This is a genomic window from Mesorhizobium sp. WSM3860 (assembly GCF_002294995.1).
Lineage (GTDB): Bacteria > Pseudomonadota > Alphaproteobacteria > Rhizobiales > Rhizobiaceae > Mesorhizobium.
Genome location: NZ_NSGF01000017.1, coordinates 39,006 through 62,656, shown reverse-complemented (window position 1 = coordinate 62,656; position 23,651 = coordinate 39,006). Strand labels below are relative to the sequence as shown.

At 62.9% G+C, this 23,651-nt stretch carries 27 protein-coding genes; 12 read left to right on the top strand and 15 right to left on the bottom strand.

The window, feature by feature from the left end; translation table 11 throughout:
* Nucleotides 1-46 precede the first annotated feature (46 nt).
* The 5 genes from CK220_RS23505 to CK220_RS23485 form a co-directional block, all read right to left on the bottom strand.
* A complete protein-coding gene (locus CK220_RS23505) occupies nucleotides 47-745 on the bottom strand; it encodes an AIM24 family protein (protein WP_095813819.1) in 699 nt (232 codons plus the stop codon).
* Between the two features lie 124 nt (nucleotides 746-869).
* Entirely contained in the window at nucleotides 870-1,358 is a 489-nt protein-coding gene (locus CK220_RS23500; RefSeq protein ID WP_095813818.1) for an N-acetyltransferase, read from the bottom strand.
* A gap of 4 nt (nucleotides 1,359-1,362) precedes the next feature.
* On the bottom strand, nucleotides 1,363-2,862 hold the full coding sequence (gene gatB, locus CK220_RS23495; protein ID WP_095813817.1) for an Asp-tRNA(Asn)/Glu-tRNA(Gln) amidotransferase subunit GatB: 1,500 nt from the start codon (nucleotides 2,860-2,862) through the stop codon (nucleotides 1,363-1,365).
* A 177-nt stretch (nucleotides 2,863-3,039) separates the two neighbouring features.
* Nucleotides 3,040-3,471, bottom strand: coding sequence for a CBS domain-containing protein (locus CK220_RS23490; protein ID WP_095813816.1), 432 nt, complete (start codon nucleotides 3,469-3,471; stop codon nucleotides 3,040-3,042).
* A 104-nt stretch (nucleotides 3,472-3,575) separates the two neighbouring features.
* On the bottom strand, nucleotides 3,576-4,313 hold the full coding sequence (locus CK220_RS23485) for a rhomboid family intramembrane serine protease (RefSeq protein ID WP_095813815.1): 738 nt from the start codon (nucleotides 4,311-4,313) through the stop codon (nucleotides 3,576-3,578).
* A gap of 419 nt (nucleotides 4,314-4,732) precedes the next feature.
* On the opposite strand from CK220_RS23485, the gene CK220_RS23480 reads away from it, so the two are divergent.
* The 4 genes from CK220_RS23480 to CK220_RS23465 all read left to right on the top strand — a co-directional run bounded on the left by CK220_RS23480 (nucleotide 4,733) and on the right by CK220_RS23465 (nucleotide 7,834).
* The gene (locus tag CK220_RS23480) at nucleotides 4,733-5,368 is read left to right on the top strand and encodes a PAS domain-containing protein (RefSeq protein WP_095813874.1); all 636 of its coding nucleotides are present in this window, start codon (nucleotides 4,733-4,735) and stop codon (nucleotides 5,366-5,368) included.
* Between the two features lie 173 nt (nucleotides 5,369-5,541).
* Nucleotides 5,542-6,156 (top strand): PilZ domain-containing protein, encoded by a 615-nt coding sequence (locus tag CK220_RS23475; protein ID WP_095813814.1) that lies wholly within the window; start codon nucleotides 5,542-5,544, stop codon nucleotides 6,154-6,156.
* A 265-nt stretch (nucleotides 6,157-6,421) separates the two neighbouring features.
* The gene (locus tag CK220_RS23470; protein ID WP_095813813.1) at nucleotides 6,422-7,027 is read left to right on the top strand and encodes a transglutaminase-like cysteine peptidase; all 606 of its coding nucleotides are present in this window, start codon (nucleotides 6,422-6,424) and stop codon (nucleotides 7,025-7,027) included.
* A 255-nt stretch (nucleotides 7,028-7,282) separates the two neighbouring features.
* On the top strand, nucleotides 7,283-7,834 hold the full coding sequence (locus tag CK220_RS23465; protein ID WP_176479177.1) for an ankyrin repeat domain-containing protein: 552 nt from the start codon (nucleotides 7,283-7,285) through the stop codon (nucleotides 7,832-7,834).
* Between the two features lie 32 nt (nucleotides 7,835-7,866).
* Here CK220_RS23465 and CK220_RS23460 read toward each other — a convergent pair whose 3' ends face one another.
* Together CK220_RS23460 and CK220_RS23455 are read right to left on the bottom strand one after the other, a co-directional pair.
* Nucleotides 7,867-8,394, bottom strand: coding sequence for a gamma carbonic anhydrase family protein (locus tag CK220_RS23460; protein WP_095813811.1), 528 nt, complete (start codon nucleotides 8,392-8,394; stop codon nucleotides 7,867-7,869).
* 17 nt (nucleotides 8,395-8,411) lie between these two features.
* Nucleotides 8,412-8,756, bottom strand: coding sequence for a hypothetical protein (locus CK220_RS23455; RefSeq protein ID WP_095813810.1), 345 nt, complete (start codon nucleotides 8,754-8,756; stop codon nucleotides 8,412-8,414).
* A 109-nt stretch (nucleotides 8,757-8,865) separates the two neighbouring features.
* Here CK220_RS23455 and CK220_RS23450 point away from each other — a divergent pair, with 109 nt between their 5' ends.
* Entirely contained in the window at nucleotides 8,866-9,588 is a 723-nt protein-coding gene (locus CK220_RS23450) for a hypothetical protein (RefSeq protein ID WP_095813809.1), read from the top strand.
* A gap of 232 nt (nucleotides 9,589-9,820) precedes the next feature.
* The gene (locus CK220_RS23445) at nucleotides 9,821-11,059 is read left to right on the top strand and encodes a cytochrome P450 (protein ID WP_095813808.1); all 1,239 of its coding nucleotides are present in this window, start codon (nucleotides 9,821-9,823) and stop codon (nucleotides 11,057-11,059) included.
* 241 nt (nucleotides 11,060-11,300) lie between these two features.
* Here CK220_RS23445 and CK220_RS23440 read toward each other — a convergent pair whose 3' ends face one another.
* The 5 genes from CK220_RS23440 to CK220_RS23420 all read right to left on the bottom strand — a co-directional run bounded on the left by CK220_RS23440 (nucleotide 11,301) and on the right by CK220_RS23420 (nucleotide 15,259).
* A complete protein-coding gene (locus tag CK220_RS23440) occupies nucleotides 11,301-11,645 on the bottom strand; it encodes a cupin domain-containing protein (RefSeq protein WP_095813807.1) in 345 nt (114 codons plus the stop codon).
* 5 nt (nucleotides 11,646-11,650) lie between these two features.
* Nucleotides 11,651-12,931: an O-acetylhomoserine aminocarboxypropyltransferase gene (locus CK220_RS23435; RefSeq protein WP_095813806.1), complete on the bottom strand. Its 1,281-nt coding sequence runs from the start codon at nucleotides 12,929-12,931 to the stop codon at nucleotides 11,651-11,653.
* A gap of 158 nt (nucleotides 12,932-13,089) precedes the next feature.
* Nucleotides 13,090-13,611, bottom strand: coding sequence for a CoA-binding protein (locus CK220_RS23430; RefSeq protein ID WP_095813805.1), 522 nt, complete (start codon nucleotides 13,609-13,611; stop codon nucleotides 13,090-13,092).
* Nucleotides 13,608-14,390 (bottom strand): AAA family ATPase, encoded by a 783-nt coding sequence (locus tag CK220_RS23425; protein WP_095813804.1) that lies wholly within the window; start codon nucleotides 14,388-14,390, stop codon nucleotides 13,608-13,610. The genes CK220_RS23430 and CK220_RS23425 overlap by 4 nt, the downstream gene beginning before the upstream one ends.
* 47 nt (nucleotides 14,391-14,437) lie before the next feature.
* Nucleotides 14,438-15,259, bottom strand: coding sequence for an enoyl-CoA hydratase (locus tag CK220_RS23420; protein ID WP_095813803.1), 822 nt, complete (start codon nucleotides 15,257-15,259; stop codon nucleotides 14,438-14,440).
* A gap of 149 nt (nucleotides 15,260-15,408) precedes the next feature.
* Between CK220_RS23420 and CK220_RS23415 the strand changes: the two genes are divergently transcribed.
* The 3 genes from CK220_RS23415 to rpsI all read left to right on the top strand — a co-directional run bounded on the left by CK220_RS23415 (nucleotide 15,409) and on the right by rpsI (nucleotide 17,036).
* Nucleotides 15,409-15,870 carry a PaaI family thioesterase gene (locus CK220_RS23415; RefSeq protein WP_095813802.1) on the top strand — a complete coding sequence of 154 codons (462 nt, stop codon included), beginning with the start codon at nucleotides 15,409-15,411 and terminating at the stop codon, nucleotides 15,868-15,870.
* Nucleotides 15,871-16,095: 225 nt separating this feature from the next.
* Nucleotides 16,096-16,560 carry a 50S ribosomal protein L13 gene (gene rplM, locus CK220_RS23410; protein WP_066989450.1) on the top strand — a complete coding sequence of 155 codons (465 nt, stop codon included), beginning with the start codon at nucleotides 16,096-16,098 and terminating at the stop codon, nucleotides 16,558-16,560.
* Nucleotides 16,560-17,036: a 30S ribosomal protein S9 gene (rpsI, locus tag CK220_RS23405; protein WP_066989448.1), complete on the top strand. Its 477-nt coding sequence runs from the start codon at nucleotides 16,560-16,562 to the stop codon at nucleotides 17,034-17,036. The genes rplM and rpsI overlap by 1 nt, the downstream gene beginning before the upstream one ends.
* A gap of 59 nt (nucleotides 17,037-17,095) precedes the next feature.
* Here rpsI and CK220_RS23400 read toward each other — a convergent pair whose 3' ends face one another.
* Nucleotides 17,096-18,001 (bottom strand): LysR family transcriptional regulator, encoded by a 906-nt coding sequence (locus CK220_RS23400; protein WP_095813801.1) that lies wholly within the window; start codon nucleotides 17,999-18,001, stop codon nucleotides 17,096-17,098.
* Between the two features lie 95 nt (nucleotides 18,002-18,096).
* Between CK220_RS23400 and CK220_RS23395 the strand changes: the two genes are divergently transcribed.
* Complete coding sequence (locus CK220_RS23395) at nucleotides 18,097-18,984, top strand: aldo/keto reductase family oxidoreductase (RefSeq protein ID WP_095813873.1); 888 nt, start codon at nucleotides 18,097-18,099, stop codon at nucleotides 18,982-18,984.
* A gap of 207 nt (nucleotides 18,985-19,191) precedes the next feature.
* On the opposite strand, the gene CK220_RS23390 is transcribed toward CK220_RS23395, so the two are convergent.
* The gene (locus tag CK220_RS23390) at nucleotides 19,192-20,250 is read right to left on the bottom strand and encodes a glycerophosphodiester phosphodiesterase family protein (RefSeq protein ID WP_095813800.1); all 1,059 of its coding nucleotides are present in this window, start codon (nucleotides 20,248-20,250) and stop codon (nucleotides 19,192-19,194) included.
* A gap of 83 nt (nucleotides 20,251-20,333) precedes the next feature.
* The gene (locus CK220_RS23385) at nucleotides 20,334-21,548 is read right to left on the bottom strand and encodes an acyltransferase (RefSeq protein WP_095813799.1); all 1,215 of its coding nucleotides are present in this window, start codon (nucleotides 21,546-21,548) and stop codon (nucleotides 20,334-20,336) included.
* Between the two features lie 125 nt (nucleotides 21,549-21,673).
* Here CK220_RS23385 and speB point away from each other — a divergent pair, with 125 nt between their 5' ends.
* Together speB and argC are read left to right on the top strand one after the other, a co-directional pair.
* Nucleotides 21,674-22,675 carry an agmatinase gene (gene speB, locus CK220_RS23380; protein ID WP_095813798.1) on the top strand — a complete coding sequence of 334 codons (1,002 nt, stop codon included), beginning with the start codon at nucleotides 21,674-21,676 and terminating at the stop codon, nucleotides 22,673-22,675.
* Nucleotides 22,676-22,704: 29 nt separating this feature from the next.
* Nucleotides 22,705-23,637, top strand: coding sequence for an N-acetyl-gamma-glutamyl-phosphate reductase (gene argC, locus CK220_RS23375; RefSeq protein WP_095813797.1), 933 nt, complete (start codon nucleotides 22,705-22,707; stop codon nucleotides 23,635-23,637).
* Nucleotides 23,638-23,651: the final 14 nt, after the last annotated feature.

The window sequence follows — 23,651 nt, the reverse complement described above, 5'->3', positions numbered from 1 at the left end:
TGCAAGACGACCGGTGAAACGGCTATGCCACGTGACCGGTCGTGCTCTACTCTTCCGACGGCATGTGCAGATACATCGACTGGATGCCGACGCGGCTCGGTCCGGTGAAACGGTTGACGACGAAGTTGACGTTTGCGCCGAAGAAGCCGCTGGAGAGACGGTCGATCCTGGTTTCCATCCTGACAGAAGCGTCCTTGAACAACCAGCCGCCCGGCTCGATGTCGATGGTCTCGCCGGGCGCAAGCACCTTCTCGAAGACATTGCCGTAGCCGTGCAGCCAGACGATGCCGTCGCCGGTTTCGCCGCGGAAGCGGTCGATGAAGAAGCCGCTCTGGCCGAACAGCATCGTCGCCAGGCCGCGCACCCGCTCGAAGGTGTAGTCGACGCTGGCGGTCGCGGCGAGAAACTGGTGCTCGCGCACCTGGATCTCCTCGCCGCGGCGAAGATGGATCGGCACGATGTGGCCCGGCCCGTCACGGCTGAAGGCGATGACGCCCGAGCCCGACGCCTCGGTGACGAAGACCTGCATGCCGGCCATCATGCGCTTCAGCGCGCCGCGCAGCGATTTTAGCCCGATGCTGACGGTGGAGTGCTTCCAGAGCAGGATGTGATGCTCGAAATACACCGGCATCCTGCTCACGTCGACGGAGAGCACGGGCACCAGTTCACCGGCGACGTGATAAGTCACGCCACCGAAAGACTCATCCGACACTTGGGTCGGCAGCAGTTCCGGCAAGCTCGGCATCGCGGTTCCCTCGGCGAGCGATGCGCCTGCCCCATGGCGGACGTCGCGAGGACAGGTTTGATAGCGGGGATCAGTGCGATCAAATCAAAACCCTGCGATGATCGCTTTGGGCGTCCGCCGGCGCTTAGCCGAGCCGCTTCTCCAGGATGAGCGCGGGCAGTCCCGAACTGCCACCGCAATCCGCTGTCCTGCCTGTCGTCCGAAATCCGTTCGCCTCGTAGAAGGCGATCGCCACGGCATTCGCCTCCTCGACCTCGAGACGCAGCGTCCGCATCTCCGGAAAACTGGCCTCGACTTCCTCGAGCAGCGCCCGGCCGATCCCTTGCCGCTGACAACCCGGGGATACGTAGAGCTGGTTAAGAAGGACGATCTTCGGGTCGGTGGTAGCGGCCGCGAAAGCCATGCTGCCAAGCCGCTTGCCGTCGTCAGCCACCAGGAATTCGGAATTCGGCCGCGCCAGCTGCGCCTTGAGCGAAGCAATAGAATGCCAGTCGTCGGTGATCGCCGTTACCTGCTCGGGGCCGTAGATGGCGTCATAGGTCGCATGCCACGTCTCGACCAGCAGCGCGCGCACCGCATCAAGATCGCGCTCGCTGGCAGTGCGGATGAACATCGCTCTATTCGATGCCGAGCTTGGCCTTGACCAGCTCGTTGACCGCCTGCGGGTTCGCCTTGCCGCCGGTCGCCTTCATCACCTGGCCGACGAACCAGCCGGCCATGGTCGGCTTGGCGCGGGCCTGCTCGGCCTTGTCGGGGTTGGCGGCGATGACCTCGTCGACCGCCTTCTCGATGGCGCCGCTGTCGGTCACCTGCTTCATGCCGCGGCTTTCGACGAGCTGGCGCGGATCGCCGCCCTCGTTCCAGACGATCTCGAACAGGTCCTTGGCGATCTTGCCGGAGATCGTACCTTCCTTGATCAGATCGATCACGGCGCCGAGCTGCTCAGGCGAAACCGGAGCATTTTCAATATCTTTGCCGGCCTTGTTGAGGGCGCCCAGCAGGTCGTTGATGACCCAGTTGGCGGCAAGCTTGCCGTCACGCCCCGAGGCCACCTTCTCGAAATAGTCGGCGACCGGCTTGTCCGACACCAGCACCGAGGCGTCGTAGGGCGAGAGGCCGAGCGAGCCGATCAGCCGCGCCTTTTTCTCGTCCGGGAGTTCCGGCAGATGCTGTGCCAGATCATCGACATAGGCTTGGTCGAATTCCAGCGGCAGAAGGTCGGGGTCGGGGAAATAGCGGTAGTCATGCGCCTCTTCCTTGGAGCGCATCGAGCGCGTTTCGCCCTTGTTGGGGTCGAATAGCCGCGTCTCCTGCTCAATCGCGCCGCCGTCTTCCAGGATGGCGATCTGACGGCGCGCTTCGGACTCGATGGCCTGGCCGATGAAGCGGATCGAGTTGACGTTCTTGATCTCGCAGCGTGTGCCGAAGCCGCCGCCCGGACGGCGCACCGAGACGTTGACGTCGGCGCGCAACGAACCCTCGTCCATGTTGCCGTCGCAGGTGCCGAGATAGCGCATGATGGTGCGCAGCTTGCTGACATAGGCTTTGGCCTCGTCGGCGGAGCGCATGTCCGGCTTGGAAACGATCTCCATCAGCGCAACACCGGACCGGTTGAGGTCGACATAGGACATGGTCGGATGCTGGTCGTGCATCGACTTGCCGGCATCCTGTTCCAGATGCAGGCGCTCGATGCCGACCTCGATGTCCTCGAACTCGCCCTGCCGGTCCGGCCCGACGGAGACGATCACCTTGCCCTCGCCGACGATCGGCTGCTTGTACTGCGATATCTGATAGCCCTGCGGCAGGTCCGGGTAGAAATAATTCTTTCGATCGAAGACCGACTTGTGGTTGATCGCGGCCTTCAAGCCCAGCCCGGTACGGATCGCCTGCTTGACGCATTCCTCATTGATCACCGGCAGCATGCCGGGCATCGCAGCGTCGACCAGACTGACATTGGCATTCGGCGCCGCGCCGAAAGAGGTCGAAGCGCCGGAGAAGAGCTTTGCCTCGGACGTTACTTGCGCATGCACTTCGAGCCCGATGATGATTTCCCAGTCGCCGGTGGCGCCGGAGATCAGGCGTTTCGGGTCGGGCGTACGGGTATCGATGATGCTCATGGAGGCCTATGGGTCGCATTTTGTGGCTGGCGCGATTTTGCTTGTCGCGTTGCGAAAAATCGCATCACTCGCTAGTGCAAACCGTTCATTGAGACAAGTGCAAAGCCGCGCGCACGCCTTCTAGCTGCCTGCGCTTGTAAGCCGCCGGGCTGTGCTGGCGGCTCCTTCCCGCCTGTATCAGGCGGTGGCGATGTAGGCCCGGATCTCCTCGGCCTCCCGCTCGACATCCTCGATGCGGCGCTTGACCACGTCGCCGATGGAAACGATGCCGTCGAGCATGCCGTCCTTCTCCACCGGCAGGTGGCGGAAGCGACCCTTCGTCATGATCTCCATGACCTCGTTGACCGTGTGGCTCTCGTTGCAGATCTTGACCTTCGGCGTCATGGCCGAACGGACCGGAATATCGAGCGCGGCCGCGCCCTCCCTGGCCAACACCCGCACGATGTCGCGCTCGGAAAGGATGCCGACGATCTTGCGGTCGCCATTGGTGATGACGAGCGCGCCGATCCTATGCTCGGTCAGGATACGAATGGCTTCGCTCAGCTTTTCATTAGGCCCGAGTGTGAACACGTCATGGCCTTTTTGCTCAAGAATTGCCTTCACAGTCATGGCGGCCTCCTGTGCCTTGCCTGCCGGCTCCTGCCCTGACCGGCATTCACGTTCCGGTGAACATGGTGCGCCGCGATTGGTTGCATTTCAAGTGCGCCGCAGCGCTACTCGGACGGCTGGGGCCGATCGAAAAAGCGCAGGCCGAAAAAGCCGGCGACAAAGCCGCCGATATGGGCTTCCCAGGCGATCTGTCCGTCGATGCCCGGTGCAAAGCCAAGAAGGCCGGTGGCGAGGTTGATCACCATCCAGACGCCGAGGAAGGTCATGACGCCGCGCGAACGCAGCACGATTGGGATCGGCAACGGCTCGCCTGCGAAGGCCGCCTGGCCTGACGAGCGATCGATACGGAAACCGTAGCGCGCCGCCGCTCCCATCATGCCCGAGATCGCGCCCGAAGCGCCGACCAGCGGCATCTCGCCGTAAGGGTGCATGGCCCAGAACAGCGCGACCGAAGCCAGCCCGGTCACGGCGTAGAACACCGCAAATCGGGCCGCGCCGAAACGATTGGCGAGCGGTGAGCCGAAAGCGGCAAGCCAGACCATGTTGATGGCGATGTGAGCGAACCCCCCATGCATGAAAGCATAGGTGAAGGGGCGCGTGAACAGGAACCAGTCGAAGCCGTATTGACCGGTGTAAAGCACCGGAATGAAGGCTCCGTCGTAGAGCAGGGTCATTTGCTGGTCGTCGTTCAGCACATATTGCTGCAGCAGGAAGACGATCGCGCAGATTCCCATCACAGCCAGCACCACCGGCGGCAGGTTGAACACCGGCTCGCGGCGCGGCTCCGGCGCTTCGTCGTCCGGCTGCGGTTCGGATTCGGTCGGGGTTGCCGGTTCGCTCATGCGCCTCTTTGCAGTTGGCTGGAGACTCGATTTCGGGCGAGCATGTAGTTCACGCCTGATCGAATCACAAACCCGCGAATCGCCCCAAGCTGAATCGCCTGGATCGGCGACGCTGCGAATCAAAAGAAAGCCGTCCAGGTTTCCCTGAACGGCCGGTCGAGTCCCCTGCTCCCCGAAAACTGACTGAAGTGCTGCCGATCGCTGCTGAAACGACCGTTTTGGAGTGGTTTTTGATGTGCCACAGGCCCCGCCGGCAAGCAACGTAAACTACTTGTTAACCTTAACGGCCCCGAGACGTGAACAAACGTTAACGATGCTGGCACGCATCCTGCTCCGCACCGCATGAAGGTCATCGGAGGGCGCCCTGTCTGTTCGCCGATGGGACAACAAGAAAGACAGATTGCCGGAGCGGAATGGAAATGAATCAGAACGGATCAATCACGCTGTTCCAATATTGGAACCGGCTGCGTGATGGCCGCCCGGCTCCCAAACGTTCGGAAGTGGAGCCGGCGGACATCAAGACGCTCTTGGCCGATACGTTCATCCTGGAGCGCGACACACGCGGCGAAGCCGTGTTCCGGCTGGCCGGCACCAGGCTCTGCGCCTATTACGGCCGCGAGCTCAAAGGGTTCTCCTTCCCCTCGCTCTGGCGCGAGAAGGACCAGCGGCTCATGTCGCGGCTTATCCATGGCGTCTTCGACCAGAAATCGGTGCTGCTTCTGACCTATGAAGGATTCAGCCGAAACGGCCGTTCCTGCAAGTTCGAGCTGCTGGCGCTGCCGCTCGACGGCGTCGAGAGCCCTCGCTGCCTCGGCATCGTCAGCGCCGCGGATCGACCATTCTGGCTTGGTGCCGACCCGCTCGCCGACGCCCTGATCGACGCGATCCGGGTGATCGATCCCGAGAAGGAACCGATGTTCCTGAAAAACCGGCCGGCGATCGATGTTCCGTCGCTCGTACCGACGGAGTTCGACGCGCCCGAGACCATTTCGGCGCTCGGCCGCGTGCGCCGGATCCGGCACCTCGTCGTCTTCGATGGCGGGCGCAACGAGTAAGGCCGGATCGCGAGGTTTTACCCCCGGATCTGACGTGGCTTTTGCCTTGCCTAGGCGTCCGATCCCAAGCCATTTGGGGACCGGTTTTCCCCTTTGTTAACCTGCTTTGCTGTAGCTTTTGCGGTGAAATTCCTCGCATCGTCGCGCGGAATGCCAACGGGGTGTAGGCAGTCATGAGGTCAGCGGCGGAATATGCGCCGTCCCGTGTGGAGCGCCGCAATTTTCAGCGTGTCCGGGTAAAAATCTACGGACGCTTCATGCTGGAGGACCGCACGGAACATGCGTGCCAGGTGATAGACATGTCGCCAGGCAATGTCGCCTTGCGCACCGATCGCGTCGGCATGCCGGGCGAAAAGGTCATTGCCTATATCGATCATATCGGTCGCATCGAAGGCATCGTGACGCGAACCTCGCAGGACGGCTTCGCCATGACCGTCATCGCTTCGGATCGCAAGAAGGACAAGCTCGCCGCGCAGCTCACCTGGCTTGCCAACAAGCATGAGCTCGACCTGCCGGAAGACCGCCGCCACGAGCGCGTCGCGCCGCGCAATCCGATGGGCGTGCTTCAGCTCACCGACGGGCGCCAGTATCAGTGCCGCATCATCGACCTGTCGCTCTCGGGCGCGGCGATCGAGATCGACGTCAAACCAGCAATCGGCGTGCAGGTCATGCTGGGAACGATGCGCGGCCAGGTGGTGCGTCACTTCGAGGACGGCGTCGCCATCGAGTTCGCCGTCATTCAGCGGCCGGAAACCTTGGATTCGGAATTCAACGCTCCGCGGTCCTGACCGCTTAGAGTCCGGGTATGCATAAACCGGCCTCGAGCGGCCGGTTTTTTGTTGGCCGGATCAGCGCCTTCTGGCAGCCGGGCGGCATGTCGAGATGCCACACGATCCGGGTGGGACGCCCGGTCAAATTCTCAACAATCCGAAATCGAGATAGTTCAAATTTTATATTTAATCTACGGGCGTTTTACTCAATCTCTACTTCGGGTTTTTGCGTCAAATAAATCCCAACGTGGCACAGTCTCTCTCAAACGGGGAGACTACCATAATGAAAATGACGAGGGGCAAGCTGTTGCTCTTGGCAATGGCGATGCAGCTTTCCGCCTGGGGCACGGCAAGCGCGGGACCGGTATTCATGCATACGGGTGGCCGCACCACCCAGCCGGTCGGCCACTATGAATTCTGCCAGCGCATTCCGGTCGAATGCAATGAGAGGACGCCGAATGGGTCTCCTGTCGAGCTGACCCGCAAGCTGTGGGCGACGATGATCAACGTCAACAATTCGGTCAACACCCGCGTCAAGCCACGTACCGATATGGAGATCTACGGGGTCGAGGAATACTGGGCCTATCCCGACAACGGTGTTGGCGACTGCGAGGACTACGCGCTGGAGAAGCGCCGCGAATTGATGGCCGCCGGTGTCCCCGCCGGCGACCTTTTGATGACGGTCGTGCGACAGCCGAACGGCGACGGCCACGCGGTGCTGACGGTGCGCACCAGCCTCGGCGAGTTCATCCTCGACAATCTCGAGCCGAAAGTGCTCGCCTGGAACGACACGGTCTACACCTACCTCAAACGTCAATCGACCGAAAATTCGGGCGTTTGGGTTTCGATCAACGACGGCCGCGAGGACGCGGTCGCCAGCGTCCGCTAGGACCCGAATGCATGTCGCCCAAAATGCGCAGCGTATTTTGGGCAACGATATGCACGACGAGATTGAGCACGCCGCATTCATACGGCGTGTCTAGCAAAAGCCCGGTCGAGTCCCCACCCTCCCCGTCCCCAACGACCGGGTTTTAGGAGCCGGCCCTGTCCCCGGGCCGGCTCCGCTTTTTTTGCCCTCGCCCTTCGGACCTTTCTCGGAGCGGCAGACCGGAGCAATATGGCCGTCTATTTTGGATGGACGGTGATGCTAAAAATCCCTGACGACCGCTGTGAGCGCGCCAAGCTGTTCAAGGCGATAGACGACGCCTTCAAGGCTGGGGATTTCGAGGGGCTTGGCAAGGCGCTCGGCGGCTCCGCGCGATGGTACGACGAGAGGATGCCGTTCGAGCTCGGCCTCGGCCATCCGTTGGAATACGCGATCTATTGGAGCCCGGCCGCCTTGATCGCCACGCTGCTTGATGCCGGCTCGAATCCGAATTACCAGGATCCTGCCGGCTTCCCGTCGATCATCGCCGCGCTATCCACCGAGCGGCCGGACAGGCTGCAGCTTATCCGGATCCTGCTCGAGCACGGCGCCGACCCCAACATGCGCGGGGTCAACGACTGGACGCCTCTGCATTACGCGGTGGCGCAGCGCGACGCCGAGGCAATCCGCCTGCTTCTGGCGTCGGGCGCGGATCCATCGCTCAGGACGCGCATCGATGATAATGAAACCGCCCTGGAAGGTGCAGACCAAGCCGGTTTCGAAGCGGGGGCGTCGCTGCTGCGTGAGGCGATGTCTCGAGGCAGTCAATAAGGCCGCGGCCGAAACGGCAGACCGAACCGCTCTCAGAGCTCCCTCAACCCGGTCTTGAAGCGCCTGCCGTTGGCGACATAGTGCGCGGCCGAGACGCGGAGCCTCTCGATTGCCGCGTCGTCCAGCACCCGTATCACCTTGGCGGGCGAGCCGACGATCAGCGAATTGTCCGGGAACACCTTGTTTTCCGTCACCAAAGCGCCGGCGCCGACCAGCGAATTCTTGCCGATCCTCGCGCCGTTGAGCACGATGGCGCCCATGCCGATCAGGCTGTTGTCGCCGACCGTGCAGCCATGCAGCAGCGCGCGATGCCCGATCGTGCAGCCCTGCCCGATGCTGAGCGGATAGCCCGGATCGGTGTGCATGACCGTGTGTTCCTGCACGTTGGTGTCGGCGCCGATGGTGATCGGCTCACCGTCGCCGCGGATGACGACGCCGAACCAGAAGCCGGCATTGCGGCCTATCGTGATATCGCCGATCAGCGTGGCGTCAGGCGCTATCCAGTTGGTTTCGGCATCCTCGAACCGGGGTGCCTTCCCGTCGATCGCATAGATCGGCATCTTTTCTCCGATTCGTCTCATGCCGAGAATTCGGTGGAGCTTAGGAGACCCGTTGCCCAGGATGCAATGGTGATCAACACGATGCCGAGCGCTAGTGCCCACGCCATAGCCGTGCAGCCGCAGGAAAGCAGCGCCAGCGTGCCGATGCGCCCCTCGCGCCGTGCAGCCAGCGCATCATTGGTGAGCATGAACGGACCGGCACAGGCGGTCACCGCGAGCGAGCGGACAATATGCGCAGGCGTGACATAGGGTTCGGCGAAGGCCAGCCGGCGGCCGCAGACGATTTCCATCGCCGAGCCAGCGAGGCCGCAAGCCGTCAGGCCGACCGCAAACGCGTAGAGAGGGAGCAGCATGAGATCCATCTTTACCAACCGTTTACCATGAGACCGCACAGTCGTGCCGACGCGCTGCAAGAGCCATGCCGCGCCAGCTGTGCCACCTGAGGACAGGTGAGCGGATCGGGGAATCGCGATGAGAGAGGCAGCCGCCGCGGAGGAATTCGAGGTCGTCGACTCGACCTTGATGAAGCGGGTCTTCTACGTCTTCGCGGCGCTCGCCCTGCTTTCGGTGGCTATCAGCCTCGGCGGCAAATGGCTCGGCCGGTCCATCGCCATGGCCGGCTATACCGACGACACGACCGTGCGCCAGATCGTCATGGGCAACAATGTGATCAGCGTGCCGGCCAACTTCATCCGCTTCGACCAGGCCAGGCGCGACGGCATCGCCTCGCGCCTCGACCTTTATCTGCGCTATCCCGAAATGGACGGCTACAGCACCGCCGCGCGCGACGACTTCAACCACGCCACGACCAGGAAGATCATCTTCCTGTCATTCGAGCCGCGGATGATGTCGCGCGACATGAGCGGCCGTTTCGCCCCAATCTACAGCGCCCTGATCGTCAAGCCGGGCACGCCTAGTCCGGGCGGGACGACGCTCTACGGCTTCGCCGAGAAGTCAGGCTATCTCAACGAGGTGCTGGCGGTCGCCGACCGTCCCGGTAAAGACCCGTTCGTCGCCCGCTGCCTGAGCGGCCCAAGTGCCGAGGAATCGCTGGCCCCCTGCGAGCGCGACATCCAGGTCGGCGACGATCTCAGCCTCACCTACCGTTTCCCCCGCGAGCTGCTCGGGAACTGGCAGGCGCTCGATGCCGCGATCGCCACCAAGGTGACCGGTGTCCTGAAGACGGGACGCTGAAGCGCTCCGCCGGAGGCATGTGCGGGCCACGCGCTCTTCCTCTCCAGCGGCCAGCCTGGCTCAATCTGTCGGCGCGAACGGCGCGAAGATGCGGTCTGGCATCGGGCCGGCAAGGCGCTAGAGCAGTTCAGCGTTTCATGGAAACGCTGAACTGCTCTAACCATTTGTTTTTACGCAATTCCGGACGGAAAACCACTACACACTTTTCCTGGAATTGCTCTAATGGTCAAACATGATGCCACCCTATCTCACGTTCGACCCCGTCAGCCGCCGCCTGCGACTCGATCCGCACGAGCCCGCCTTCGTTCAGAACCCTTATGAGGCCTATGCTTTCCTGCATGGCGCATCCAATGCCTTCTTTTGGCAAGACTACGGCTTCTGGTGTTTTGGCGGCTTCGACGACGTCAACCGCCTGCTGCGCGACCGCCGTTTCGGCCGCCAGAACCCGGCCGGCATTCCCGACAGCCGCGGTCTCAGTGACGACCGCTCGCATCTCGCGGCCTTCGACGCGATCGAGGCGAATTCCATGCTGGAACTCGAGCCGCCGGTCCACACGAGATTGCGGACACTGGTCAATCGGGCCTTCGTCTCGCGCCAGGTCGAGCGGCTGAGGCCGCGCATCGAGGCTCTGGCCAATGAACTGATCGACCGTTTCGAGCCGGGCTCCGTCGATCTTCTGCCCACTTACGCCTCGCCCTTGCCGATCACCATCATCGCCGAGATGCTCGGCGTTCCGGTCGAGATGGGGCCGCAACTGCTCGACTGGTCGCATCAGATGGTCGCCATGTACATGCACGGCCGCACGCGCGAGACCGAGGAAACGGCCAACCGCGCCGCGCGCGATTTCGCGGCTTTCCTGCGCGGCTATGTCGCCGAGCGGCGCAAGAGACCCGGCGACGATTTGCTTTCGCTGCTGATCGAGGCCCAGGACAACGGCCAGAAGCTCTCGGAGGACGAGCTGGTTTCCTCAGCAATCCTTCTGCTCAACGCAGGGCACGAAGCAACTGTGCACCAGACCGGCAATGCCGTGAGATCGATCCTCGCGCAGGGCGGCGATGCGCGCCGCTTCTTCGCAACACCGGAGGCCAATGCCGCCACGGTCGAGGAATGCCTGCGCTACGATGCGCCGCTGCACATGTTCCTGCGCTATGCCTATGAAGAGATGGAAGTGACGCCTGGCATTCTGCTCAAGCCCGGCGATAAGGTCGCGCTGCTGCTCGGCATGGCCAATCATGATCCGCTGGCGTTTGCCGGGCCTGGCACTTTCAGCCCAGCGCGCACAGACCAGAAGAACGTCTCGTTCGGCGCCGGCATTCATTTCTGCATAGGCGCGCCGCTGGCCAGGCTCGAACTGCAAGTGTCCTTGAAGACGCTGTTCGACCGGCTGCCAAAGTTACGTTTGGCCGAAGAACCGCGTTTCCGCGATACCTATCACTTCCACGGGCTGGAAGACCTTTCCGCCGCGTTTTGAGTTGAAGCCTTCTGACCCTTCGTCACCCTTGGGCGTAGCGACGCGAAGCGGAGCGCAGTGACCTCGGCGAAGGGATGCAAACGGAGCAGAATTCTGCACCGCTGCAAAGCTTCAAAGTCACGGAATGGATCCTCGGGTCTGCGCTGCGTCGCTACGCTCCTTGCTCCGCCCGTGGCTGACGAAACGATAAACGCCTCGGCCAATGTCGAACGTACTCAACACAGAAACCGGAGTGGCTCTGTCAAAGCTTGATCACATATTCCTTGCGAGTCGTCTCCAGCACTTCCCAGGTGCCCTTGAAACCCGGCCGCAGCACAAAGCTGTCGCCGGCCTTGACCGTGCGCGCGTCGCCGCTGTCCTCGGCGATTACTGAAACGCCGGACAGGATGTGGCAGAATTCCCATTCGTCATAGACGATGCGCCACTTGCCTGGCGTCGCTTCCCAGATGCCGGCATAAAGGCTGCCGTCCCGCTCCTCGACATTCCAGGTGCGGAATTTCGGATCGCCGGAGATCAAGCGGTCCGGCGCCGGCGCGCCGGCCTCCGGCTCGACAGTTTCGGGATCGACCGAGAGAAAGGCGGACATCGCGCTCAGACCTTGCTCAGAGCCTGTTCCAGGTCGGCAACGATGTCGTTGACGTCCTCGATGCCGATCGACAGGCGGACCGTGTCCGGGCCTGCACCGGCCTTCACCTTCTGCTCGTCGGACAGTTGGCGGTGCGTGGTCGAGGCCGGGTGAATGACCAGCGACTTGGTGTCGCCGACATTGGCGAGGTGCGAGAACAGCTCCAGTGCCTCGACGAACTTGATGCCGGCCTCATAGCCGGCCTTGAGGCCAAAGGTGAATACGGCACCGGCGCCCTGCGGCGAGTATTTCTTCTGCAGTGCGCTGTTCTTGTCGCTCGGCAGTCCGGGATAGTTCACCCAGGCGACTTTCGGATGGTTCGAAAGCCAGGCGGCGACGCTCGCTGCGTTGTCGCAATGACGCTGCATTCTGAGCGGCAAAGTTTCCAGGCCAGTCAGGATCAGGAAGGCGTTGAAGGGCGAGATTGCCGGGCCGAGGTCGCGCAGGCCGAGCACGCGCGCGGCAATGGCAAAGGCGAAGTTGCCGAAAGTCTCATGCAGAACGAGGCCGCCATATTCAGGGCGAGGCTCCGACAGCATCGGGTATTTGCCCGACTTTGACCAATCGAAGGTGCCGCCGTCGACGATGGCGCCGCCGATCGAATTGCCGTGGCCGCCGATGAACTTGGTCAGCGAATGCACCACGATGTCGGCGCCGTGCTCGATCGGCCGCACGAGGTAGGGCGAGGCCAGCGTGTTGTCGACGATCAGCGGCAGGCCGTGCCTGCGGGCGATATCGCCGATCTTCTCGATATCGACGAAGATGCCGCCCGGATTGGCGAGGCTCTCGATGAAGATCGCCCGGGTATTGTCGTCGATCTGGCTCTCGAAAGTCGACGGATCGTTGGTATCGGCCCAGCGCACCTCCCAGCCATAATTCTTGAAGGCATGGCCGAATTGGTTGATGGAACCGCCATAAAGCTTTGTGGCAGATACGAAATTGTCACCGGGCCGCATCAGATTGTGGAAGACGATGACCTGGGCGGCGTGGCCGGAGGCGACGGCCAGCGCGGCCGTTCCACCTTCGAGCGCGGCCAGGCGCTCCTCGAGAACCGCCTGCGTCGGGTTCATGATGCGGGTGTAGATGTTGCCGAAGGCCTTCAGCCCGAACAGCGAGGCGGCGTGGTCGGCGTCATCAAAGACATAGGAGGTGGTCTGATAGATCGGCGTGGCGCGCGCTCCGGTCGCCGGATCGGGCTTGGCGCCGGCATGGACGGCTAAAGTGTTGAAACCGGGCGTACGGGTCATCGAAATCTTCCTCTCCAGATCTTTGGAAATCGCCGGGCATTCTCGGCGAAGCGGGGTCGTGAATGCAAAGAAGAAAATACCTTTCGGCTTGCGATCTGCGGCGAACGCCCGGGAAAATCCATTTCTTCCCGGAATAATTTTGCGCGCCTGGTTGTCGCCTATTTCTGCCGCACGCCAAAACTCTGGAAACCTTTGCGCATCAAGGGCTTCTTCGACGACAGCACGCCGGAGTTGACGCCGGTCCAGCCGATCTCGCCCGACAGCTTGCCATATTCGATCTTGGGACAGCGGTTCATGACCACCTTGATACCGGCTGCCTCGGCGCGCGCGGCGGCCTCGTCATGGCGAACGCCGAGCTGCATCCAAACGACCTTCGGCAGCGGATCGAGCTTCAGCACCTGGTCGACGATGCCTGGGACAGCAGCCGAGCCGCGAAAAATGTCGATCATGTCGACCGGATGCGGCAGGTCGGCCAGGCTGGCATAGACCGTCTGTCCAAGGATCTGCTTGCCGGCATGACCGGGATTGATCGGCAACACCGAAAAACCCTTGGCCAGCAGATATTTCAGCACGAAATAGCTCGGCCGCACGTCGTTTGGCGAGGCGCCGACCATGGCGATGGTCTTCACCGAGTTCAGAATGCCGGCGATGTAGCTGTTGTCGTAGGCGTCGTGATTCATGGCTCGTCCTCATACAGCGCTTCGGCGAGAAAGGCAGCCGGGTCGCTGCAGGAGTCACGCATCATGCGAAAATGATCGGTGTCCTGAAAATCAATCAGATCGAGGCCGAAGCGGCTGATGCGGAAGAGGCGCGCGTTCGGGCAGGCCATCAGCAATGGCGAGTGCGTCGCCATGATGACCTGCGCGGTGCCGGATCGCTCCATCCGCTGAAGCAGCTTCAGCAACTCGATCTGCCGCGTCGGCGACAGCGCGCTTTCGGGTTCGTCGAGGATGTAGATGCCTTGCCGGCGGCAGCGCTCCTCGAAGAAGCGGATAAAACCTTCGCCATGCGACCAGGACAGGAAATCGGGTGGTGGTGGCTTAAACGGATCCTCGAGCGCAATCTTATCGAGGTAGCGCGCGACAGAGTAGAAAGACTCGGCGCGAAAGAACCAGCCGGCGGTGACCTTTGGCAGCCAATGCGCGCGAAACGTGCCAGCAAGTGATGCGCCGCTCTTGTCAATAGCGATGGAGTGATCGACGGGCATATAGCCCTTTCCGCCGCCCGCCTCGTCATAGCCGGCCAGCGCGCCAATGGCTTCGAGCAGCGTCGATTTGCCGGTGCCGTTCTCGCCGACGATGATGGTGATGGCCGACGTGAATTCGAACTCGAATTCACGATCCCGGAAGATCGGCAGGTTCCATGGATATTCGTCCCAAGCCGCGACCCGCGAAGACTCAAGCAGGATGCGCTTGAGATAGGGCGCTTTCAGCCGCGTCAGTTGCTTGCGGGCCGCCACGTCGGACCTTCAATCATGAAAAAGCGCCGGTGCATTCTCGGGGTCAATTATTCGTCGGCCCATTCCGGCTTGCGCTTGCCGATGAAGGCGCCGATGCCTTCCTCGGCGTCGCGCGCCAGCATGTTTTCCACCATCACGCGGCCGGTATGGTCGTAGGCGTCGGCCAGCCCCATCTCGGCCTGGGCGTAGAACGCTTCCTTGCCGGTCTTGACCACCAAAGACGATTTTGAAGCAATGGTTTGCGCGTATTTGTTGACAACCTGATTCAGATATTCTCGCGGCACAATGCGGTTGATCAGGCCGAATTCCTTGGCCGTCGCCGCGTCGATCGTCTCGCCGGTGAGAAGCATCTCCATCGCCTGCTTGCGCGAGACGTTGCGCGACAGCGCCACCATCGGCGTCGAGCAGAACAGGCCGATATTGACGCCGGGCGTGCAGAAGGTCGCTTCATGCGAAGCGATGGCGAGGTCGCAGCTGGCGACCAGCTGCAGGCCGGCGGCGGTGGCAAGGCCGTCGACCTCGGCGATCACCGGCTTCGGGTGGCGCACGATAGTCTGCATGAGCCTGGCGCAAGCGGCGAATGTCTCTTCGAAGAAGGCGCGGCCGCGATCCGGTTCGGCGCGGTGCGCCGTCATTTCCTTGAGGTCGTGGCCGGCGCAAAACACTTTGCCTGACGCGGCCAGGATAATGACGCGTACGGATTTGTCGGCCTTCACGCGGTCGAACTCCGCCTGCAGCGCAGCCATCGTCGCCAGCGACAGCGCGTTGGCCGGCGGACTTGCAAGAATGAGACGCAGCACGCCCTTGTCTTGGCTGACAAGAACCGGGCCGTCGGCGACGGCGGGCTTGATGGCAACGACTTCGGCCATTTTTGAACCTCTCAATCAGCGGTCCCGGGTTATGGAGCAACAGAACTAACATGCTGCCGATTGAAGAACAGCCGCGAGACGTGTTTTCTCCGTGGCACCGTATGGTCCAGGCGCGCCGCCCGGGACTTCCCCGTATATAGGAATCGCGCATGCCCGCTCAAAGCAATCTCAAACCGGTGCTGACCGCGGCCGAAGTCAACGCGCTGATGGCAAGCGTCTATCCGCAGCTCAACGACCAGTTCTCCTTCTATGAGGCGCTGGAAGTGTTTCCGGGCGGCTGCACGGTGCGGCTCAATTCCGACGAGCGGCATCTGCGCCCCGGCGGCACCGTCTCGGGTCCGGCGCTATTCACGCTTGCCGACATCGGCGGCTATGTCTGCGTGCTCAGCCATGCCGGGCCGGATGCGCTTTCGGTGACGACCAATCTCAGCATCAACTTCATGCGCAAGGCCGAGGCCGGACCGATCGACGGCCACTGCCGTATCCTCAAGCTCGGAAAGAGCCTGATGGTGTTCGACATCGACATCGTCGCCGGGGCCGACCGGCACACGGTGGCTCACGCCACCGGCACCTATTCGATCCCGCCGAAGCGAATGTATGCGGTAAAATAATACCGTTTTGCCAATTGATTGTTTTTGCTTTATTTTCGGCGCCAGAAGAGTTTCTGCTTGTCTTGACGCATCCGGCGCCCTCGCCTATAAGCCGTCACGGAACAGCGGCCGCAACGGCCGCCGTTTTGTTATTGCCGGACGGCTTGGCCTCTCCGTCAATTCAAGCAACAAAAAACGCCCGTTCCTGCCGTTCGCGGATAGGAAGGTCAACCTGAGAGCAAAACCATGGCTACCTTTTCGCAGAAGCCTGCGGATGTGGTGAAGAAGTGGGTGCTGATCGACGCCGAGGGTCTCGTCGTCGGCCGCCTTGCCACTGTCATCGCCAACCATCTGCGCGGCAAGCACAAGCCCACTTTCACCCCGCATGTCGATGATGGCGACAATGTCATCGTCATCAATGCCGACAAGGTGGTGTTCACCGGCAAGAAGTACACCGACAAGGTCTATTACTGGCACACCGGCCATCCTGGCGGCATCAAGGAGCGCACCGCGCGCCAGCTGCTCGAGGGCCGCTTCCCCGAGCGCGTCGTCGAGAAGGCCGTCGAGCGCATGATCCCGCGCGGCCCGCTTGGCCGCCGCCAGATGAAGAATCTCCGCGTCTATGCAGGCACTGAGCATCCGCACGCCGCCCAGCAGCCGGTGACGCTCGACGTGGCCAAGCTGAACTCCAAGAACAAGAGGGCCTCGTAATGGCTGAGCTTTCCTCGCTCGCAGAACTCGGGACTGTCACGACCGCCGCGCAGCCGGCCGCGCCTGTCCATGTCCAGAAGCTCGATAAGTCGGGCCGCGCCTATGCCACCGGCAAGCGCAAGAACGCCATCGCGCGCGTCTGGGTGAAGCCGGGCTCCGGCAAGATCATCGTCAACGACAAGGAATTCGCGACCTATTTCGCGCGTCCGGTGCTGCAGATGATCCTCAACCAGCCGATCGTCGCTGCCAACCGCGCCGGCCAGTACGACATCGTCGCCACCGTCATCGGCGGCGGTCTCTCCGGCCAGGCGGGCGCCGTGCGTCACGGCATCTCCAAGGCGCTGACCTATTACGAGCCGGGCCTGCGCTCGGTGCTCAAGAAGGGTGGCTTCCTCACCCGCGACAGCCGCGTGGTCGAGCGCAAGAAGTACGGCAAGGCCAAGGCTCGCCGCAGCTTCCAGTTCTCGAAGCGCTAAGCGCTGCGAAGTCCAAGCATTTCGAAAAGGCCGCCTCCGGGCGGCCTTTTTTGCTTCCGTCACCAGTGCCCGGCCGGTGTTTTTATGTAGTCGATGAACGCGCGCAGCGGTGCCGGTACCAAGCGCCGGCCAGGGTAATAAAGAAACGGCCCCGAGAAGCTTTGCCACCACGGCTGGAGCACAGGTTCCAGGACGCCGCTGTCGAAATACGGGCGCACCCAGTCCTCGAAGAGCCAAAGAATGCCGACGCCGGCGATCGCCGCATCGACAGCGAGATCGACGCCTCCACCGATGCTGACGACCAGTGGCCCCGTGGGATCGACCCGCACCACCTCGCTGTCCCGCTCGAACTCCCACGGCGTCATGGCGCCGCTCGGGAAGCGGCCGCGCACGCAGGCATGGCCAAGCAGGTCGCGCGGGTGCTGCGGCCGACCGTGCCGGTCAAGGTAGGACGGCGCGGCGGAGGTCGTGAAGCGCTGCGCGCGCGGCCCGATCGGCACCGCGATCATGTCCTGCTCCAGCCGCTCGTCATAGCGGATTCCAGCGTCGCAGCCGGCCACCAGCAGATCGATAAAGTTCTCCTCGGCGATCACCTCCAGGCGAATGGCGGGATAGGCCGCGAGAAATCCCGGAACGATCTTGGGCAGCAACAGCCGCGAGGCGCTTATCGGCACGTTGAGACGCAAGGTTCCGGCGGGCCGGTCGCGAAAGCCGTTCACCACATCGAGCGCAGCTTCTACCTCGCCCAATGCGGGGCCGAGCCGCGCCAGCAGGCTGGCACCGGCCTCGGTCAAAGCAACGCTGCGCGTGGTGCGGTTGAAGAGCCTAACACCGAGTTGGGTTTCCAGACGGCGAATGGCTTCGCTGAGCGCCGACGCGCTGCCGGCCGTGGCGCGCGCTCCCTCGCGAAAGCCGCCGGCGCGCGCCACGGCCAGGAATGCCTGAAGATCGTTGAGGTCAGCCATTGTTCGCCATTCCGCACAAGTTGTTCCGATTATAGGCGATTATCGAAACAGCTGACATGACCTATTTCCCGATCGGCAGACAAGGAGAAGTGACCATGCCCAGCAGTGACAAATCCGGCATCGACAAATCCGGCACCTATAAACTCGGCGAGCACCCAGTCCGCCGCCTCGGCTATGGCGCCATGCAGCTTGCGGGTAAAGGCGTGTTCGGCCCACCGAAGGACCATGACGCGGCAATCGCCGTTCTGCGCGAAGCGGCGGCTCAAGGCGTGAACCACATCGACACCAGCGATTTCTATGGCCCGCATGTCACCAACAAGCTGATCCGCGAGGCGCTGGCGCCCTACCCTGACGATGTCGTCATCGTCACCAAGATCGGTGCCCGCCGCGGCAGCGATGCGTCCTGGCTGCCAGCCTATTCGCCGGAGGAACTCACGCAAGCCGTCCACGACAACCTCAGCAATCTCGGGATCGACGTGCTGGACGTGGTCAACCTGCGCATCATGTTCGATACCCACGGCCCGGCGGAGGGCTCGATCGAGGCGCCGCTGACCGCTCTCGCCGAATTGCAGCGCAAGGGCCTCGTGCGCCATATCGGCCTCAGCAACGTCACCCGAGCCCAGATAAGGGAAGGTCGCAGGATATGCGAGATCGTCTGCGTGCAGAACCAGTACAACCTGGCGCACCGGGACGATGAGGCACTGATCGATGAGCTGGCGCGCGACGGCATCGCCTATGTCCCGTTCTTTCCGCTCGGCGGCTTCAGCCCGCTGCAGTCCTCGACCTTGTCGGGCGTTGCGAAGCGGCTCGGCGCAACGCCGTTGCAGGTCGCGCTGGCATGGTTGTTGCGACGCTCACCGAACATCCTGCTGATCCCTGGCACCTCATCGGTCGAGCATCTACGGGAAAACCTTGCCGCGGCGGAGCTGGAATTAGCGGACGAGGTGCTGGCCGAGTTGGAGGGGGTGGCGAAAGCTGCCTAGGTCAGCGCCGTCATCCCACCCTCGGCTGCGGCGCGACCTCCCCGTCAAGGGAAGGTACGGCGCCGCGCCTATCCTTCGGCGTCCCATTTGCAGCGTCCCGCAGCCGTTATAGCACTCGACCCTCGGCGAGCTTGGTGCAACCTCCACCTCCCCTCGATGGGGAGGTCGGCGCGAAGCGGCCGGGTGGGGATGGAGCACCGACGCCAGCTAGTTGATGCTTGCCGTGCGCGCCGCCTCAGCCGGGCGCGCCTCGTCAGTATAAGGTATCCGATAGCCATTGGGGGCCAGCCATTCGATCGCCGCTTTTGGCTCGTCGGTCTGGATGATGGTGGCGCCGCGATCGACCCAGAAACCCCAAGCCTCGCGCGGCAGGCTGGCAGCGACCGCCAGCTCGTCGCCACGGCCGCCGGCAAGGAAGCCGCCCGGCTTGTTGACGATGGCATAAGTATCGGCCCAGAGGTGCCAGTCGCCGCGGACGGCTGTAGCCCGCATGCGCGTGCTGAACAGCGGGCCGCCATTTGCGGTCAACGTCTCGGCGCCGTTGCGCCAATTGATCAGCTCGATAGCGCGCGGCGCGAACGCCTTGTCGACCTCGCCGGCGAAGGCGGCGTCGTGCACGGCGTCATCGGCGAGGATTGGCATGAACTGGAAGCCGCCGCCCGCCTGGGCGAGCGCGGCCTTCGCGGTGTCGATACGCCCACCGCTCCACAGATTCTCCTTGACGATCACCTGATCGGCCATGCCGAGATCGCGGGCGACCGCGATCATGCCGGGCAGGTCCGTCACTTCCAGCTTGTTGTCGAGGTTGATCAGGATCCTGTCCTTGGTCGTCAGCAGCATCTCGCGCAGGGTCGACACCGGCTCGTTGGTGACGGCGCCGGTGCCCTCGATCACTAGCCGGCACTTCTTCAGCTCCGCCAGCGTATACTCCGCCACCTCGCCTTTGCAGTTCGTGGTGCGGTCGAGCCAGCTGTCATGCATGATGACGAACGCGCCGTCTTTCGAGCGCCTCACATCGACCTCGACGATCTCGGCGCCGATCGCGATCGAGCCCTCGACCGCGGCAATCGAATTCTCGGCATAAAGCGTCTTGCCGGCCTGCATGCTGCCGGCCCGATGCGCCGCGATCATCACATGGTCGCGCCACTGGTTGGCGTGTTCGAAGCGGTCGAGGATTTGGGCAGCGCGCGTCTCGCCGGCCAAGGTTTGGCTCGAGGCAGTCGCAAGCGCGGCGGACAGAAGAAGGCTCAGCCAGAGTGTTCGCATCGGGGAATCGCTCCGTTCCGGGTCGGTATCCGGTTAGTCGATGCCCATGACAGGGAGGTGAACGAAGCCGGCTAGCTGTTTGATCAAATCCGCTTGGCGAGGCGGCGGAACCAGGCCAGCGCCGGCATTTCGACGAAACGCCATGTAAGCCAGGACGTGACGATGACGGCGATCAACATTGCTATCAAAGCTGCCAAGCCAATCCATGGCGAGCCAACGCCGAAGCCGGTCACCTGATTGCCGCGCAGGCTCAAGTCGCCGAAAATGCCGAGCCCGAGCTTGCGCTCGGTCAGGCCGCCGACATTGATCATGCGGGCCTGGACGAAGATGTGAACCATGTAGATCGAATAGGAAAGCGAGCCGAGCAGCAGCATCGGGCGGCTGGAGAGCAGCGTGCTGATCAAGCCGCCCTCATGGGCGAACAGGTAGAGCGCCAGCGCAAAGACGAAGGGCGCCGCGATGCCGGCGTCGTTCGTTCCGGCGACCGAAACGAAGATGCCGATCGCCGCGATCATGGCGAGCTCGGCCAGTGTCCAGGCGATGCGCCCTGCCCCGCCGGCAAGCGTCTGTCGCGCCTCTGCAATGGAATCATGCTGAAACCAGGCAAGCAGCGCACCGAGCGAAAAGCCGTACAGGCAGCGGATGAAGCCGAAATCGAAGGACACGTCCATATGACGCGTCGAAAAGGCAAGCAGGAACAAAGGCGCGGTCACGGCGGCTGCGACGAACCATATCCAGGCGCGGCGGCCGGTCGCGAATACCACGCCGGCAAAAAGCAGATAGGTGAAGAATTCGGCCGAGATGCTCCAGCTCGGCGCATTCCAGCTCAGGTGATCCTCGACCCCCATGCCCTGCAGCAGCAGGAGATTGGCGACAAGGCTTTTGACGTCGAAGCCGCCGGTGAAGGGCGCTGCGCCGGTCCCGTGCAGCCCCGGCAGGGCGAGCCGCAGCGTCTCGAAGCCGACGAACCCGGCAAGCATCAAGAGATGCAGCGGGTAGATGCGGCCGAAGCGCACCAGCGCGAAACGGGCAAGCTCGTCCGGCTCGCTCAGCCGGCTGGCATAGGAGCTGGCAATGACGAAGCCGGACAGGACAAAGAAGAAATCGACGAACAGGTAGGAGCCGCCGATAAAGGCGCTTTGCGAGATCATCGACGTGGTCGGAAAATGGAACAATGCGACCAGCAGCGCGCAGATGCCGCGCCAGGAATCGAGCACCAGGAAGCGCTCGCTCGCCATCGTGCGGATCCTGGCCGCCGCCGGAGCGGGCGCGAGATTGAGCAAGGCGGCCTGCGTCATGGTGAGACAAATCCTGTGTTGCGGTGGCACTCCTCGAGCGCCGCTCGGTATCCGCAAGCTGTGACTGGCAAGTTGCGTGCCGGTTCTGTAGTTGTGGCTGCCCCGACGACAACCGAGGACCCCTAATGGCGAACCAAGAGATCGACCACGCCTTCACCGCCCGTTCCAAAACGGGCGCGTCGTTCGAGCCGACCTATGCCGGCGCGCTGTCGTTCATGCGGCGCAGATATACGAAGGATGTGAAGGGCGCGGACGCCGTCGTGTGGGGCATTCCCTTCGACGCCGCGGTCACCAATCGTCCCGGCGCGCGCTTCGGGCCGCAGGCGATCCGCCGCGCCTCGGCGATCCTCGACAACGATCCGCAATATCCGTTCTCGCGGGACCTGTTCGAACGGCTCGCCGTGGTCGACTACGGCGATTGCCTGCTCGACAGCGGCAACCACCAGAAGACGCCCGGTACGATCGAGCGCGAGGCGGCCAAGATCCTGAGCTCAGGCGCATTCCTTTTGACGCTCGGCGGGGATCATTTCGTCACCTGGCCGCTGCTCAAGGCCCATGCCGCGATCCACGGGCCGCTGGCGCTGGTACAGTTCGATGCGCATCAGGACACCTGGCCGGATGACGGCAGGCGCATCGATCACGGCTCCTTCGTCGCCCGCGCGGTCAAAGAAGGCGTCATCGATCCCGACCGCTCAATCCAGATCGGCATCCGCACCCATGCGCCGGACACGTTTGGCATCAAGATCCTTTACGGCCATGAGGTCGAGGAGATGCGCGCCTCCGACATTGCCTATGCGATCGTGGAGCGCACCGGCGGCAGGAAGACCTATCTGACCTTCGACATCGATTGCCTGGATCCGGCCTTCGCCCCCGGCACCGGCACGCCTGTGGCCGGCGGCCCGTCTTCGGCCAAGATGCTTTCGACGCTGCGCCAACTCGGCCAGATCGATATCGTCGGCGCCGACGTCGTCGAGGTTGCGCCGGCCTATGATCATGCCGATATTACGGCGATCGCCGGATCGATCATCGCCATGCACTATCTCGGCCTGGTGGCCGAACGGAAAGCGCGGCTCGACGACCTGAACAACGGCACTCATGCCGTACTACACAACGCTCAAGGCATATAGTTCTGGAATCGCAGGGAATTTGGCAACCGATGAAACCGAAAATCTTCATTGACGGCGAGCATGGCACGACAGGCCTGCAGATCAGGGCGCTGCTGGCCGACCGCAGCGATCTGGAGATCATCTCCATTCCCGCCGACCGCCGCAAGGAAGCCGCGGCCAGGGCCGAATTCCTCAATGCTGCCGATGTCGCGATCCTCTGCCTGCCGGATGCCGCGGCCAAGGAAAGCGTATCGCTGATCAAGAACGACTCGACCAAGGTCATCGACGCTTCGACCGCGCATCGCGTGGCCGAAGGCTGGGAATACGGCTTTGCCGAAATGGACAAGGATCAGGCCAACAAGATCGCCAGCGCAACGCGCATCGCCAATCCCGGCTGCTGGCCGCAGGGCCCCATCGCGACGCTGCGTCCGCTGGTCTCGGCCGGCCTGCTGCCTGCCGATTTCCCGGTCACCGTCAACGGCATCTCCGGCTATTCCGGCGGCGGCCGGCCGATGATCGAGGACTATCTCGGCAAGGGCGAGAACGCGCCTGAATTCCTGCCCTATGGGCTTACGCTGCAGCACAAGCATGTGCCGGAGCTCAGGACCTACGCGAAGCTGTCGCACGATCCGATCATGCAGCCCGCGGTCGGCAATTTCGCGCAAGGCATGATCACGGTGGTGCCGTTGCAGCTCGGCGGCCTCGACCGTGTGCCGAGCGGCGCCGAGCTTCATGCGGCGATCGCCGACCATTACGCGTCGATCGGCGGCGGCGTGGTCGAGGTTGCGCCCTATACGCATATGGAGCGCATGCCGGAGATCGATCCGGAGGCCTATAACGGCACCAACCGGATGAAGGTCTATGTGTTCGCCAATGACGAGCGGGCGCAGGCGCTTCTCTTGGCCGTCTACGACAATCTCGGCAAGGGCGCTTCCGGCGCTGCCGTGCAGAACCTGGACCTGATGCTGGGCATCAAACACTGAGCCACGATCGGCGA